The sequence below is a fragment of the Zobellella maritima genome, assembly GCF_003075035.1.
GTDB classification, from domain to species: domain Bacteria; phylum Pseudomonadota; class Gammaproteobacteria; order Enterobacterales; family Aeromonadaceae; genus Oceanimonas; species Oceanimonas maritima.
Map to the genome: position 1 here is coordinate 328,699 of NZ_QCZE01000002.1, position 13,838 is coordinate 342,536.

Genomic DNA, 13,838 nt, shown 5'->3' on the forward strand with positions numbered 1-13,838 from the left:
CAAGCGTCGGCCCGGCAGGCATGTCAGTCGAGGATAATATGGGGCAGGTAGCGGGACATGTCCTGGGTGATCAGTCCTGTGTCTTCGCGGATGGCGATGCCGGCGGGCTGGTCGTCCACCAGCCAGCTGCCGATCAGAGCATGGTAGTCGCCGAATTTGGGCAGCGGGTGGTAGGCCTGCACAATATAGCCCTCCTCGCCATAGGGACCGTCCACCTCGGCTACCAGCTCACCGTTGCGCACCACACTGATGTTGGCGCCTTCGCGGGAAAACAGCGGCTTGCGCACATACTCCCGTAGCTCGCTTTGTTTGGGATCATCGCCGAAATAGGCAGGCAGCAGGTTGGGATGCTCGGGAAACCGTTGCCACAACAGCGGCAGCAGCGCCTTGTTGGACAGTACCGACTTCCACAGCGGCTCCAGCCAATCCACTCGACTGGACTCCAGGCGGGTGGCATATTCTTCCTGGAACATAAATTCCCAGGGGTAGAGCTTGAACAGCCAGTCGATGGTGTGGTGAGCCGTGTCGGTCAGCCAGCCCCCTTCTCCCAGACCGATGTCTTCGATGTGCACGAAGGCGGTGTCCAGCCCGGCTTCCCGGGCGCAGTCTTCCAGGTATTGCACCGTGCCCCTGTCCTCGATCGTGTCCCGGCAGCAGGCAAAATGCAGCCGCTTTCCCGGACGGCTGGCCGCCAGTGCGGCAAAGCGGGCCACCAGTCGTTCCTGCAGGATATTGAACTGATCCGCATCCCGACGCAGTTGTCCTGCATCGACATTATCTTCCAGCCACAGCCATTGCCAGAAGGCGGTTTCGAACAGGCTGGTGGGGGTGTCGGCGTTGTTCTCGTAGAGCTTGGCTGGGCCCCGGCCGGTATAGGCAAGATCCAGCCGGGAATAGAGGCTGGGATCCCGTCGCTGCCAGGAATCCAGCACCCCCTGCCACCGGGCTTCGGGGATGCTGAACCGCCTGAGCCAGCGTTCGTCGCGCACCACCTGATCCACCACTTCCAGGCACATCTGGTGCAGTTCGGCGGTGGGGTCTTCGATATCCCGTTCGATCTGCGCCAGGGTGAAGCGGTAGTAGGCGGTTTCGTCCCAGTAGGGTTCGCCATACATGGTATGAAAGCCGAATCCCAGCTGCTCGGCCTGGGTACGCCAGTGTGGACGCTCCCGATGACTGACCCTCAGCATCAGCCGCCCCAGCTGCGGGAACTGGAACGGCTGCTCTTGCTGCTGCTCCAGCTGCTTTTGGCCTGGGCGCTGGAGCCGAAGCCGCCGCGGGAGATGGTGCGGGTGACCTTGGGTTTGGGGGCCAGCGCCTCCTTGCTCACCGGCATCCGCTTGCCATAGCTGGCCTTGCCCAGCCGGTAGCCGTTGGCGGTGCTCCAGTGGCCGTAGTAGGGCGAGTAGGGGTTGCGGGAGGTATAGACGGGGGTGTGGATATAGCGATTTTGATCGAGCATGCGCCCGAACATGAAGCCGGCCATCGCCGGCATAAACCAACTGTTGCCCTGGTATTGATAGGGTACACAGCTGCCGCCGCCGAAGTCGGCCTCGCAGTCCTGTCGCTGGTTATATTTGGGGCCGGTTTCCGCGGCCTCCGCCAATGCCTGCTGATAGGCGACCTGGCATTGCTCGGCCAGGGACGGGTTGTCGTTGCGGCAATCATCCGGCGACCGATAGACCTGCACTTCAGGATCCTTTTGGCCACAGGCGCTGAGCAGCACGGAACCGGCGATGGCGGCGCCCACCGGCTTGCCGATGCGATCCGCCATGCGAGTCAGCAGCTGGCGTTTGGAACGTTTCATATCGGCCCCCTCAGTAGGTGATGCAGGCGGCGTTGAGCAGCCCGACGGCGACCGACAGGCCACCGACCACGGCGCCGGCCGAGACCTGGCCCTCGTTGATGCGTTCGGCGATCCTGGGCAGGAACAGCAGCCGGACGATGGCAAAGGCCAGCAGTTGGGCGATGAGCGCTATGATGCCCCAGACCGCGAAGTCCAGCAGCGAGATCGAGTTGGCCGCGGCGCTGGCGACCGCCAGCGAGAAGCCGACAAAGGCGCCGATCAGGGCGATGGCCGCCGCCAGGTTCTGGTCTTCCTTGATAAGTTTCCATTCGTCATAGGGGGTGACGAACACGTACAGCCACTTGAACAGCAGCAGCATCAGGATCGACAGGGAAAAGTACAACAAGAAGGGCCCCAGGCCCGAGAGAGAACTGATTAAGGCTTCCATAGGTTTCCTTACGCCAGGCGCTGATAGTCATTGTAATAAAGCCAGATTGAGCGTTGGTGCGCCAGCAGTCAGAAGCGAACGCAGACACGCCGTAAACCCATCCTTGGGGGCTCCGCCACGCGACCGACCGCCATGGATGGCGGGAATGCCGGAACAGCAGGAGCATTTTCCGGCCCTGGCGTGGAGGGTCTGCTTGTCGGCTTCTGACTGCTGTCTGACTCAGTGGTATATTTATACCGCTAACTAGCTGATAAATTTAAAATCGGTGGGGGTCAAATCGATCCCCGTGCTGATGATCAGGCTGCGTTCGGCCTGCTGCTGGTGGATTTTTTCTTCCGCCGCCACCATCAGTACTTCCACCGCGTCTCCGGCCAGGGGCCGATCGTAGATCATCACAAATTGGTCCGTTTCGCTGCAACTGCCGTCCTTGAGCCAGGTGGTTTCGGTCATGGCCACCGGCCGGGTGTTGTCCCAGGCCTTGGTAAAGCGCTGGCCGTTCAGTGTCCAGTCGGGCTGCACCAGCTCGCGGTCGAGCAGCGCCTCCCAGGCCGGGTCATCGTCTATCGGGCGGGTCTGGTAAAAATACCAGAGCTTGACCTCGGCCACGCAGTCATCCGTGGTGCCGCCATCGAGCAGCACCTGGATAAAGCCGTCGTCATCGGTATAGAAGCGCAACAGCTGATGGCTTTCATCGAGGATCACCCGGCCCACGGCCTGGATCAGCTGGGTACCGGCCGCCCCCTCGAAGGTCACCTGGCCCTCGAGCAACGACAGCTTGAGCGGATCCAGCTCGACGCCGCCCCCCAGGCGCAGACCCAGCACTTCGGGGGGCGGTTCGCCCCGGGGTTCATCGGCAGCCAGTTTTTTCTTCAGCCAGTCGAACATGCTAGTTGCCCAGGATCCGCGTCAGTTCGTCTTCGGCGCCCGCAGACCGGCTGCCGGTAATGCCGGCGGATTCGAGTTTCCGGGCCAGGGCGTCGCCGCTCTCGGTGGCGGCCCGCTCGGCGGCCACATCCAGCTCGGCCTGGCGCTGAACCTGCTTCTGCTTGATGCGATCCAGTGACTCCACCGCCGTCTTCATCTTGGTGTTGGCGCCGCTGTGGCGGGAAGATACCGCCGCCTGGGCCTTCTGCACGCTTTCGGTGGCCTTGACCACATCCAGTTGTTGCTCCAGCTGGCGCAGCCGTTCCTTGGCGGTACCTATGTTGTTCTTCAGGCCCTGCTCCGAGGCGGCAAACTGCTCCAGGTAGGCCTGTTCGCCCTGCTGTTCGTTTTTCAGCTCGGCCACCCGCTGGGCGCATTCCAGGGCCAGCTCCCGGTTTTCCTTGGCCATGGCGGCCCGGGCGTGGGCTTCGTATTCCTTGATGCTGGCGCCGATGGCATCCACCTTCTGCTGGGCCAGCTTGCGTTTGGCCATGATGCCGGTCAGGGCCTCATCGGAACGGCGCAGTTCCTCCCTGGCCTCGCGAATTTCCTGCTCCAGGATACGCAGGGCCTGGCTATCGGCCACGGCTTCGGCGGCTTCGGTGGCGCCGCCCTTGATGGCGGTGACCAGTTTTTTCCACACGCTCATAATTCCACTCCTTGCAGATAGTCCTGGTACAGATCGAGAAAGGTCTCGGTGTTGCGGAACAGGGTTTCAACCTCGATGCGCACGCTGGCGTCCTTGGAGCCGGAGGCCAACGAACCGAAGGCGATGTAATAGCTTTCGCCGTTGATGTCGCTGATGCCGACCGTGGTCAGCGGCAGCAGCTGGTGGGTGCGCAGTATGGCGTCGTTTAACGCGGCCGTGTCGGCCACCTGTGAGGCGGGAAACAGCAGGGTTTCTGCGATGATCTGCTCACCGGCCACTGCCAGGTAGGCTTCCAGGCCGTCGGCGTTGGTGATCAACAGGGAGTCGTTCTCGAGCTCGCACTGCCAGCCTTCCCGGGCGGAAAGCAGGTGGTGGAGCTGTTCTAGGGTCCAGGACATATCGATACTCCGGTGTTGGATAGAGGATAGCTAAGACAAGATAGAACAGAGTCGGTTCCAAAAGCCACCTTCATCATGCCGACGTGATCACAGGATCGGCCGTTTACCGGCTGTTGCCTGTGCCGTGCGACCCGCTTATGCCCCTCCGGGAGGCACGGCCTGCGACGCCAATGTCTTGGCCAGTTGCAGCAGTTCGTCGGCCTGCTCCAGTTCTTCGATAAAGCGCCGGGGAATACCCGCCAGGCCCACCTGGGCGCCGACCAGGGTGCCGGTGAGGATGGCGCGCGCCTGGTTTTGTCCGCCGCCATTCACCGCATGGAGCACGGCGGTTTCGAAGTCGTTCCGGAAGCGGGCAGCCAGGTAGTAGGCGGCCGGCAGTTGATGATAGATGGCGCAGGGCATACCGTACACCAGGGACACCTTCCAGGCCGGCTCGATACGAATGTCGGGATCCGCGGCGGCGGCGGCCATAAAAGAGGGTGTGAGCAGGGCATCGGGCGAGGCGAAGTGGCCGACGCGGGGCGGTTCGGGGTCACCCGGGGCTGGTGGTTGCAGCCGGTGGCCGGTCACCGAGTGAAAGGGCAGCTCGCCGCTTTTGACCAGCCCCATCAGCTTGCCCGACAACCCGGTATCCAGGCGGTGCCCCTGCACCAGCAGCCCGGTGACCGCGCCAAACGCCACCGTCATCGAGGTCACTGTTTCATCAATCTGGGTCAGCACCGTATTGGCGGCCACGGCATCGGCCAGCCGGGCCGGTTGCAGGGCATAGCGCACGGCAATGGCCAGGGTGCGCTCTATGGCCTCGGTGGTGTCGGCATGGCCGCCAATCTGCCCCCAGGGCAGTCCCAGTTGCACCCGTTTGTGCCAGGCGTCGCGGATCGACTGGCTGGTATAGCCGCCCGGGCCCGTGAAGGGCGTGCCGTCGAGCAGTGGGAACAGCTGTTCATCCAGGCGCCGGCAGAAGTCCGCCTCCCGGTAGCCGTTGCCCTCCACCAGGGAGTTGAGCAGCAGTTCGAGGATGATCCCCGCCTGGGAAGGTTGCCCGGCCTTAAGGCCATCGTGATAGCGCCCGGGCCTGGGATCCCTGTAGCCGTCGATCCAGTCACCATAGTCCCGGCGCAATTCGGCCAGATCGTAATACCAGTGGGGTCCCAGGCCCAGGGCGTCACCGATAAAGGCGCCCATGATGGCGCCGGCGGCGCGATCCCGGATACACGAGGGGTTTTGCATGGCTCACTCCCTGGTTGAACAACCTTCTGTGACCTGATTTTAGGATCCGGGAGCGTGCTTCACATCATGGCCCGCCATTGCCGAAAGCGGGAGCAAGGCAGGCGCCGGCAACGGTGCTAAGCTGAAGTTCAAACGTTGGCTATCAGGACATGCCATCATGCTTCGCCCCCAGTTCGCCCCCCGTCAGCTTGCCCACCAGCATCTTCGCCTGGAGGAGGAATTGGGGGTGCTGTGCTGGAACACCCAGAAGCTGACCCTGGACGGGGATTTCCGACGCTGCCTGACCCGGCTGATGGGGCAGTTTCCGACTGCGTTGTTGCTGCTGCAGGAAGCCAAGCTGACGGTGGACAGGCGTCTGCATCTGGAGGGCTGGTCCTATGCGGTATCCCCCAACATTCAGACCCATTCGCATCTTTTTGGGGTGCTCACCGCCGCCCGCTGCGCCTTCGATGAAGTGGCGGCCCTGCTCAGCCACACCCGAGAGCTGAACTTTGCCACCCACAAGAGCCTGATCCTGACCCGCCACCCCCTGGCGGACCAGCGGCAGCTGCTGGTGGCGAACATCCATGCCATCAACTTTGTACGTCACGGGCTCTTCTATAACGAGATAGCAGCCCTGAAACGGGAGTTGTTCCAGCACAGGGGGCCGCTGATCGTGGCCGGAGATTTCAATGTCTGGAACAAGAAACGGCGCCGTTACCTCAGCGACTTCTGCTGGGAGGTGGGACTGACCCAGGCGGTGATGGAAGATCCCCACCATATCAAGAGCCTCTTCCGCCAGCCCCTGGATTTTATCTTCTATCGGGATATGACCCTGCGCTCGGCCATTGCCATCGACACCGACGTGGTGTCGGACCATAATCCCATCTATGCCCGCTTCTCCCTTGCGGAAAAGCCGGGTTGATTAACTGTCCCGAGCGGCATTGGCATTTTTTGCCGCTATCCACTGAGACATATATTTGGTGCTCATCATGGAATGATGCCTGAGCATACCGCCGGTGAAATTGTCCAGCCGATGCGCTGCCAGATTGTCCGCCGTGGCGGCGATCCTGGCGATCAACCGGGCACCCAGGGTCTGGCCATCGTACCGCGCAGTCAATAACGCGCCCCCGTTTCTCTGGGCGTTAAGCCAGGCCTGCTCATCCCGGTACAAGGCCACCGCCGCATTGGCGAACTCGCTGGCATCATCCGCAACTACTCCCGGCCAGGGTTCCTGGTCGTGCATGCCTTCGCTGCCCACTGAGGTGGTGATGCTCGGCGTCTGCATGATCATGGCATCGAGCAGCTTGCCCTTGATGCCGGCGCCGAAGCGCAACGGCGCCAGGCAGAGTCGGGACTGTTCCATCACCGCAAAGGCATCGTCGGCCCAGCCCTTGATCAGGAAGCCGGTCCTGGGGTTGTGCAGCGCCGTGGCCTTGGGAGGCGGGTAGGAGCCGTAGATATGCAGCTCGGCATCGGGCAACCGCTGCCGGATCAGCGGCCAGATGGTCTGCATATAGAGCACCGCATCCCAGTTGGGCGCATGGCGGAAGTTGCCGATGGTCATAAAGTGCCGGCGCTCAGCGAAGGCAGTGGTTTCGGCCGGGCAGCTTGCCAGGTCGACCATAAAGGGCAGCCGGTGCAGCAGGCGGGCATCGACCTTGAAGGTCTCGATCAGCAGTTCCATCTCGAAGTCGGAGATGATCAGCGACAGATCGCTGCGCAAGATGGCGGCAATTTCCCGTCGGGCGATGTCGTTGAACAGATCCGCCCGGGTCATGGCCCGGCCCGCCTTGTGGGCCTGATGGCGGCCATGGCGCAAGCACTGCAGGTCTTCGGTATCCAGTATTCTCAAGGCGTCGGGACAGTGCTTCTCGACCCGCCAGCCGAACTGTTCTTCCATCATAAAACGGTCGAACATGACGATATCGGGCCGGTACTCGGCTACATAGGCATCGAAACTGTCGCAATTCAGCGCTATGGCCCTGCTTGAAATCCCCTCGCGTGACAAATCCACCATATGCTCGGTCGGCTGCGCCGGGGTGGCGAACTCCACCTGCCAGCCCTGCCGCCTGTACAGCCGCAGCAGCGACAGCATATGGCTGCCGGCGGCGGAGGAGTTGGGTTCGGGCCAGACATAGCCGATCACCAGTACTTTTTTCATTCCACTGTTTTCCTGTCGTCACCTGTTGCAGCTGTTGCTGGCGCTCAGGTTGTGCGGTTCGGCTCATCAACTGCTTAGTGAACTAAGCGGTCGGGTGCCGCGTTTTTTATTTCCCAACATGCGCTATTTCATCGGCCTGCAGGTGGCGCCACTGGCCCGGCCCGATATCCAGGCGGATATTACCGATCTGTTCCCGGTGCAGGCTGAGCACCCGGTTGCCGACGGCGGCGAACATGCGCTTTACCTGATGGAAGCGACCTTCGGTGAGGGTCAACAGCGCCTCTCGGGGGGCAACCACCTCCAACCCGGCCGGCAGGGTCGGGGAGGCTTCCCCCTGTAACAGCAGTCCCCGGGCAAAGCGGGCCGCCACCTCGTCTGTCAGCGGATCGCGCAGGCCGACCCGGTACACCTTTGCACAGCGCTTTTGGGGGCTGGTGATATTGAATGACCAGCGGCCGTCGTCGGTAACCAGCACCAGGCCGCTGGTATCCGCGTCCAGGCGGCCGACGATATGCAGATCACAGGTCTTGTCCAGCCCGAGCCGATGCAGCAGCGACGGATACACCCCATCCGCATTCGAGCACTGGGTGCCGGGCGGCTTGTGTATCATGAAATACCGCGAAGGCCGGGCGATCAGCCGCCGGCCATTGAGGGCAATGTGATTGTTTTCATGGACCTGGGTCGCTTCGGCAGTGATCACAGTGCCATTGACGGTCACCTCGCCGGCATGGATCACCTTGCTGGCGTCGGCCCGGGTTAGCTCGGTGCTCTTGCAAAGAAATTTATCGAGGCGCATGACAGGGCTCGTTAGCGGCAAAGAGCGTCATTATTGCACACTTTGCCTCCATATTAGCCGGACAGATGCGACACCGATGCCGTCTCTTGCCCTTACCTGATGTGCCGCTCCGCTGTGGTCATTCGTTTTGATATTGACGATAACAAGTTAGGGGTCTAATGAAGTTTGTGACGGCTAGACAGGATGTTAGTATCATGGCCCTGATAATATCCAATAACTAACAGACAGGTGGCAGTGTGCTAGAGCATAAGGAAAAAGTGCATCACTTGGGTACCTTTGATGCGGACATCCGGTTATCGCAGCGACCCCCCGACCATATTCCCGATACGCGAATCGATCGTTTTACCTTCTTCTCCGTGTTATTCATCCTGGCGGCGGTGACCCTGCCGCTGGTGTTGTGGCCCGAGCAGGGCGCCGACTGGGTGGCCCAGGCCAAGACCTATATTACCGACAAGTTCGGGGTATTTTACCTGCTGCTGGGCGTGATGGCGGTGTTCTTTGTTATTTACATCGCCTTCTCGGATATCGGCCAGATCAAGCTGGGTAAGCCCGAGGACGAAGTGGAATTCAAGACCAGCTCCTGGGCGGCCATGATGTTTTGTGGCGGCATCGGCGCCAGCATCCTGTACTGGGGCATTATTGAATGGGCCTATTATTACATGGGTCCCCCTTTCGGTTTGACCCCCGGTTCTCCCGAAGCCATCAGCTGGGCCACCACCTATGGTCTTTTCCACTGGGGCCCGGTGGCCTGGTCCATTTACCTGATCCCTGCGATTCCCATTGCCTATTTTGCCCATGTTCGCCAGTCTCCCCGACTGAAAGTCAGCCAGAGCCTGATGCCGCTGTTTGGTGAACGGTTTGCCATGAGCAACTGGGGCAAGCTGGTGGATGTGTTTTTTGTGTTCGGCATGATCGGCGGTGGCGCCACCACCCTGGGGCTGGCATCACCCTTGGTGACCCAGGGTCTGAACGAGCTGGTAGGGTTGCCCGTTAATATCTGGAGCCAGGTGGCCGTGCTGTTGGGCACCACGGTGCTGTTTGCCTACAGTGCCTACCGGGGCCTGAAAGGCGGGATACAGTTTTTATCCAATATCAACTTCTATTTGGCGCTGGGCTTTCTTGCCCTGGTTTTGCTGGCCGGCCCGACCAGTTTTATACTCAGCACCGGGCTGGAAAGCCTGGGCCGTTCACTGACTCAGATGATCACCATGATGACCTGGACCGAGTCACTCGGGCAATTCGGTGAATATGGCTTCAAGCAAACCAATTTCCCCAAGGACTGGACCATCTTCTATTGGGCATGGTGGCTAGTGTTCGCCCCGACCGTTGGCCTGTTTATTGCCAAGATTTCCAAGGGCCGTACCATTCAGCAGATGGTCGTCGGTTCCATTTTCTTCGGCAGCCTGGGGTGTGCCGTGTTCTTTATCGTGCTCGGCAACTACGGCCTCTTCCTGCAATTATCCGGCGAGCTGGACGTGGTGGCTATTCTCAGCGGGCAGAGCCCGACCGCCGCCATATTCGCGGTGCTGAACACCCTGCCGATGAGTAAGCTGGTGATCGGTGTCTTTACCCTGTTGGCCATTATCTTTACCGCCACCACCTTTGATTCCATTTCCTATATTCTGGCTTCTGTGGTTCAGCGGGAAGTAGATGACGAACCCCATCGCTGGAACCGCCTGTTCTGGGCCTTTACTCTCTGCCTTTTGCCGGCGGTATTGATGTTCCTGGGTGGGCTGAGCACGCTGCAGACGGCATCCATTTTTGCCGGCGCGCCCCTGCTGATCATCATGGCGATGATGATGATGTCCTGCATCAAGGCCGCCAAATATGATCTGCACTACCAGCCGGATTATTCACTGCAGACCATTCATATCGAAGAAGTGCCCGAAAACGCCCCCTGGGAGCAGGGAACAACGTCGGAGGCACCGGACGGTTCTGTCCTGGCTCAGGAGGCCATCTATGAAGAGATCCGCCAGCAACAGGATGAAGACCGGCCGGGCGATGAAAGAAGCATTGCCTGATAGCCGCATGCTTATCGGCACCGGCATGTAAAATGCCGGTTTTAGCGGCGGGTCTGCCCTCATGCCTTGCGCGGTATGGCCGACCCGCTCTTTGTTAGTGCGGAGCGGGCCCGGGCTCCCGCACCCGGGTCAGCAACAGGGCGCCGATCACAAACAGCACCAGCAGGCTGAGAATGGATACCCGGTTGCTGCCGGAGATCAACGCCACCAGGCCGACCAGCATGGGGCCGAGCACCGCTGCGAACTTGCCAATCATGTTGAACAGGCCGAAGTAGGCGCCCGCCTGATCGGCGGGGATCAGCCGTGAATAGAAGGAGCGGGACAGCGCCTGCACCCCGCCTTGAACCAGGCCGATGGCGGCGGCCATCATAAAGAACTGGGACACGGTTTGCAGGTAATAGCCCCAGGCGGTAACCCCCACGTAGACCAGCAGCCCCAGGTAGATGGCCTTGCGGGTGCCTATTCGCTCGCCCAGGTAGCCAAAACCCACGGCGGCGGGAAAGGCGATGAACTGCACCATCAGCAGGGCGGCGATCAGGCTGTTGCTGTCGAACCCCAGGGCCATGCCGAAATCCACAGCCATGCGGATGGTGGTATGCACCGCATCGATATACAGCCAGTAGGCGATCAGGAAGGTCAGCACGCCCGGCCTGGCCACCGCCTGGCGGAGGATGGCGAGCAGGCCGGCGAAGCTGGTGTCGGTATCCGTGCTGGCGGGGCGTTCCCGCACCCGGATAAACAGCGGCAGCGCGAAGACCGTCCACCATACCGCCACCATCACGAAGGATACCTTGACCGCCTGGGCCGCAGACGCCAGGCCGAACCATTCCGGCTTGGTGGCCATGACCACATTGACCGTGAACAGCAGGCCGCCGCCGAGGTAACCCAGGGCATAGCCCCAGGCCGAAACCCGGTCACTGTCTTCCGGACCCGCCACATCCACCAGCAGGGCATCGTAGAAGGTGAGGCCGCCGAAGAAGCCCACGCTGGCCGCTGCAAACAGCAGTGCCGCCAGCAGCCACTGACCCTGACCTGCCCAGAACAGCCCCAGGGTGGGCAGCACACCGATCAGGGTGAACAGCAGCAGAAAGCGCTTCTTGGCCCCCCGCCGATCGGCGATGGCGCCGAGCCAGGGCGAGAGCAGCATCACCATCAGGCTGGCCGCCGAGCTGAACAGGCCCAACCAGAAGGTACTGTGGGTGGCCGCCATCTCGCCGGCCCAGTATTGTTTGAACAGCACTGGAAAAAAGCCGGCCAGCACGGTGGTGGCGAAGGTGGAATTGGCCCAGTCGTACAGGGCCCAGGCCCAGGCGGCGCGGTTGTGTTGCAATGAAATACCCATACGGATCATCCTGTTGCTGTACGCCGGTGGCGGTTAGGAGTGTGGCAAGCGGTCGAGCACCGCCAGCATGGCCGGCGAGATATCCGTGTGATGATGGATCATCTTCCAGCTGCCGCCTTCCCGCTGATAGAGGTTGGTGACCCTGTGTTCGATGGCTATCTTCTGCCCGGCGAGGGTGATCTGGCCCTGTTCGATGCCGGTTTCACAGGCCAGCTCTCCGGCGATGTGGATGCGCTGCTGTTGCAACTCGACCTTGCCCCCCGAGGCCAGCCGGGCAACCTGTTCGAATGATGACCTGACCGCATCCCAGCCGACCTGTCGGCCACCTATGGGATGCAGGGCGGTGACCATGGCCCCCTGGGACCAGACACCCGCCAGGGGTTTGGCATCGCCATTGGCCATGTGGGAAAGGGCTGCATAGAAGCGCAGGGACACGGTGCGAACTTCGTCTTCCGGTGACATAGGGATTCTCCTTGCGTGGCGGGTCGCGCCGGGCGGGTGCCAGGCTTGCTTCGGGCGTTATTCTCTATTCTGGTCGCGATTGCGGGCAGCCACAAATTTGCCGGGGCGTTTTTATGGCCGTAGAGTGACCGCCATGTGGGGAGGGACGGCCTGATGCAGCTAGACTAATGACTTTTCCATGGCGAGATGCGGGATCCCCGCTTCCATAAAGGGCTCGCCGAAGGGCGTGAACCCCAGCCCGGCGTAGAAACCAATGGCCTGCTGCTGGGCCCCCAGGTATACCCGCGGATACCCCCGGCGTGCCGCTTCCTCGATCAGCGCCAGCACCACCCGGGCGCCGAGGCCTTGGCCCCGATAGTCGCGCATTATGGCGATGCGGCCGATATGTCCGTCGTCCAGCATGCGGCCGGTGCCCACATATCTATCGTCTACCGCCACCAGGGCATGTATCGCCGAGCCGTCTTGCCCGTCGAACTCCAGCCCGGGGTCGATGTTCTGCTCACCAATGAACACGGCATCGCGGATGGCGCGGATAGGGGGTTGGTGATCAGAGTCGAAGGCGACGATGGTCACGGACATGATGTCTCCTGTTACCGGTGAAAAGGGCCATTCTACACGGACCCAGGGTCGGAAACAGGCGAATGCGGCTGTGGTGCGGGGCGGCGCAGCACCTGGCGAACCCGCCGAGCCGACCGGTATTACAGGCGGCCCAGGGAGAAGCGGCTGCCCTGGCTGTAGACGATTAGCTCTTCGCCGCCATCGGCGCAGGGTTCGGCCATTCCCAACTCGACCAGTTGATAAAACACATTGCGGTGAAGTCGACCGAACATGCCAAAACGTACCTCCAGTGACGGTTCGGGTTCGCCGGTGGTGCTATTCTCGGTGACAATCAATGCATGGTCAGGCCCGGCCACGATCTCGTCGTCGGTGCTGCTGGTAAAGTGCAGTTCGCGTCCGTTCGGGCCTTCAAGCACTTCCAGCCCGATGAACAGGAAGGGGAGGTCATCGACGCGGATGCCCACCTTCTCAACCGGCGTTTTTAGAAAGTAGCCGCCGCCTTCATGCCACAAGATACGCGCAAACATCTTCACCATCGCCTTGCGCCTGATGGGATTGCCTTCATGGAACCAGGTGCCGTCGCGCGCGATGCGCATGTCCATATCGCCACAAAAAGGGGGATTCCACTTTTCCAGTGGCGGAACTCCCTGACTCTTGGGCGCCAGGTTACTGCTCAGTTTGTTCAGATCGAAAGTGTTCATGATCGTGTCTTTCGTTCCTGTGCTGGGTGGGGGGAGTAACCTGGGATCAGGTTCTTTTTTCCCTGGTGACTGGAATCTAACATGTTTTTTTCTGGTGTGAATGACGTGACGACCAAGGATGCCAGCAAGGCAGGACAATAAGCTACGGTGCATGTAACATATAAGCAGCATAATATCCGCTTTTTCAGTATCCCGCTTGATGGCTGATAAGTCGCTGGCCGGCAAGCCATTGGATGGCGGTTATGAGCCGCGAGAGAAGAAGCCCAGTGCAGCGCAACCTTGCTGGGAAATGAAAATCGTTTGGATCTGACCGTTCCGCTGTTGGGGATTTTAGTGAATCGGTAAAGGGGATATCATCATTTCCGCGGCTGGATGAGGTA

At 60.9% G+C, this 13,838-nt stretch carries 15 protein-coding genes; 2 read left to right on the forward strand and 13 right to left on the reverse strand.

The genetic code is table 11. The features are described from left to right. Positions 1-23 precede the first annotated feature (23 nt). The 7 genes from DCS96_RS13430 to DCS96_RS13460 form a co-directional block, all read right to left on the reverse strand. Positions 24-1,190: a glutathionylspermidine synthase family protein gene (locus DCS96_RS13430; RefSeq protein ID WP_116474903.1), complete on the reverse strand. Its 1,167-nt coding sequence runs from the start codon at positions 1,188-1,190 to the stop codon at positions 24-26. After that, positions 1,190-1,807 (reverse strand): DUF1190 domain-containing protein, encoded by a 618-nt coding sequence (locus tag DCS96_RS13435; protein WP_116474904.1) that lies wholly within the window; start codon positions 1,805-1,807, stop codon positions 1,190-1,192. The genes DCS96_RS13430 and DCS96_RS13435 overlap by 1 nt, the downstream gene beginning before the upstream one ends. Positions 1,808-1,817: 10 nt before the next feature. Next, complete coding sequence (locus DCS96_RS13440) at positions 1,818-2,234, reverse strand: DUF350 domain-containing protein (protein WP_116474905.1); 417 nt, start codon at positions 2,232-2,234, stop codon at positions 1,818-1,820. Between the two features lie 243 nt (positions 2,235-2,477). Beyond that, complete coding sequence (locus tag DCS96_RS13445; RefSeq protein WP_116474906.1) at positions 2,478-3,119, reverse strand: YjfK family protein; 642 nt, start codon at positions 3,117-3,119, stop codon at positions 2,478-2,480. Between the two features lies 1 nt (position 3,120). Then, complete coding sequence (locus tag DCS96_RS13450) at positions 3,121-3,807, reverse strand: PspA/IM30 family protein (RefSeq protein WP_116474907.1); 687 nt, start codon at positions 3,805-3,807, stop codon at positions 3,121-3,123. Beyond that, the gene (locus DCS96_RS13455; protein ID WP_116474908.1) at positions 3,804-4,205 is read right to left on the reverse strand and encodes a DUF2170 family protein; all 402 of its coding nucleotides are present in this window, start codon (positions 4,203-4,205) and stop codon (positions 3,804-3,806) included. Before DCS96_RS13455 ends, DCS96_RS13450 begins: the two co-directional genes overlap by 4 nt. Positions 4,206-4,340: 135 nt before the next feature. Continuing rightward, positions 4,341-5,435 (reverse strand): ADP-ribosylglycohydrolase family protein, encoded by a 1,095-nt coding sequence (locus DCS96_RS13460; protein ID WP_116474909.1) that lies wholly within the window; start codon positions 5,433-5,435, stop codon positions 4,341-4,343. Positions 5,436-5,592: 157 nt separating this feature from the next. Here DCS96_RS13460 and DCS96_RS13465 point away from each other — a divergent pair, with 157 nt between their 5' ends. Next, a complete protein-coding gene (locus DCS96_RS13465) occupies positions 5,593-6,339 on the forward strand; it encodes an endonuclease/exonuclease/phosphatase family protein (protein WP_116474910.1) in 747 nt (248 codons plus the stop codon). Here the strand turns inward: DCS96_RS13465 and DCS96_RS13470 are convergent, their stop codons facing one another. Beyond that, entirely contained in the window at positions 6,340-7,578 is a 1,239-nt protein-coding gene (locus DCS96_RS13470) for a glycosyltransferase (RefSeq protein ID WP_116474911.1), read from the reverse strand. It abuts the gene before it with no gap. Between the two features lie 106 nt (positions 7,579-7,684). Further along, a complete protein-coding gene (locus DCS96_RS13475) occupies positions 7,685-8,374 on the reverse strand; it encodes a pseudouridine synthase (protein ID WP_116474912.1) in 690 nt (229 codons plus the stop codon). 236 nt (positions 8,375-8,610) lie between these two features. On the opposite strand from DCS96_RS13475, the gene DCS96_RS13480 reads away from it, so the two are divergent. Continuing rightward, positions 8,611-10,395, forward strand: coding sequence for a BCCT family transporter (locus DCS96_RS13480; protein ID WP_198650077.1), 1,785 nt, complete (start codon positions 8,611-8,613; stop codon positions 10,393-10,395). Between the two features lie 94 nt (positions 10,396-10,489). Here DCS96_RS13480 and DCS96_RS13485 read toward each other — a convergent pair whose 3' ends face one another. From DCS96_RS13485 to DCS96_RS13500, 4 genes are all read right to left on the reverse strand, one after another. After that, entirely contained in the window at positions 10,490-11,737 is a 1,248-nt protein-coding gene (locus DCS96_RS13485) for an MFS transporter (protein WP_116474913.1), read from the reverse strand. A 33-nt stretch (positions 11,738-11,770) separates the two neighbouring features. Beyond that, positions 11,771-12,199, reverse strand: coding sequence for a YybH family protein (locus tag DCS96_RS13490; RefSeq protein WP_116474914.1), 429 nt, complete (start codon positions 12,197-12,199; stop codon positions 11,771-11,773). Between the two features lie 159 nt (positions 12,200-12,358). Next, entirely contained in the window at positions 12,359-12,778 is a 420-nt protein-coding gene (locus DCS96_RS13495) for a GNAT family N-acetyltransferase (protein ID WP_116474915.1), read from the reverse strand. 119 nt (positions 12,779-12,897) lie between these two features. Further along, on the reverse strand, positions 12,898-13,458 hold the full coding sequence (locus DCS96_RS13500) for a DUF1285 domain-containing protein (RefSeq protein WP_116474916.1): 561 nt from the start codon (positions 13,456-13,458) through the stop codon (positions 12,898-12,900). Positions 13,459-13,838 lie beyond the last annotated feature (380 nt).

Bases quoted from the DNA above. Each gene is read 5' to 3' on its own strand.
- DCS96_RS13430 (WP_116474903.1), bottom strand. From the start codon at position 1,190: ATGCTGAGGGTCAGTCATCGGGAGCGTCCACACTGGCGTACCCAGGCC.
- DCS96_RS13435 (WP_116474904.1), bottom strand. From the start codon at position 1,807: ATGAAACGTTCCAAACGCCAGCTGCTGACTCGCATGGCGGATCGCATC.
- DCS96_RS13440 (WP_116474905.1), bottom strand. From the start codon at position 2,234: ATGGAAGCCTTAATCAGTTCTCTCTCGGGCCTGGGGCCCTTCTTGTTG.
- DCS96_RS13445 (WP_116474906.1), bottom strand. From the start codon at position 3,119: ATGTTCGACTGGCTGAAGAAAAAACTGGCTGCCGATGAACCCCGGGGC.
- DCS96_RS13450 (WP_116474907.1), bottom strand. From the start codon at position 3,807: ATGAGCGTGTGGAAAAAACTGGTCACCGCCATCAAGGGCGGCGCCACC.
- DCS96_RS13455 (WP_116474908.1), bottom strand. From the start codon at position 4,205: ATGTCCTGGACCCTAGAACAGCTCCACCACCTGCTTTCCGCCCGGGAA.
- DCS96_RS13460 (WP_116474909.1), bottom strand. From the start codon at position 5,435: ATGCAAAACCCCTCGTGTATCCGGGATCGCGCCGCCGGCGCCATCATG.
- DCS96_RS13465 (WP_116474910.1), top strand. From the start codon at position 5,593: ATGCTTCGCCCCCAGTTCGCCCCCCGTCAGCTTGCCCACCAGCATCTT.
- DCS96_RS13470 (WP_116474911.1), bottom strand. From the start codon at position 7,578: ATGAAAAAAGTACTGGTGATCGGCTATGTCTGGCCCGAACCCAACTCC.
- DCS96_RS13475 (WP_116474912.1), bottom strand. From the start codon at position 8,374: ATGCGCCTCGATAAATTTCTTTGCAAGAGCACCGAGCTAACCCGGGCC.
- DCS96_RS13485 (WP_116474913.1), bottom strand. From the start codon at position 11,737: ATGGGTATTTCATTGCAACACAACCGCGCCGCCTGGGCCTGGGCCCTG.
- DCS96_RS13490 (WP_116474914.1), bottom strand. From the start codon at position 12,199: ATGTCACCGGAAGACGAAGTTCGCACCGTGTCCCTGCGCTTCTATGCA.
- DCS96_RS13495 (WP_116474915.1), bottom strand. From the start codon at position 12,778: ATGTCCGTGACCATCGTCGCCTTCGACTCTGATCACCAACCCCCTATC.
- DCS96_RS13500 (WP_116474916.1), bottom strand. From the start codon at position 13,458: ATGAACACTTTCGATCTGAACAAACTGAGCAGTAACCTGGCGCCCAAG.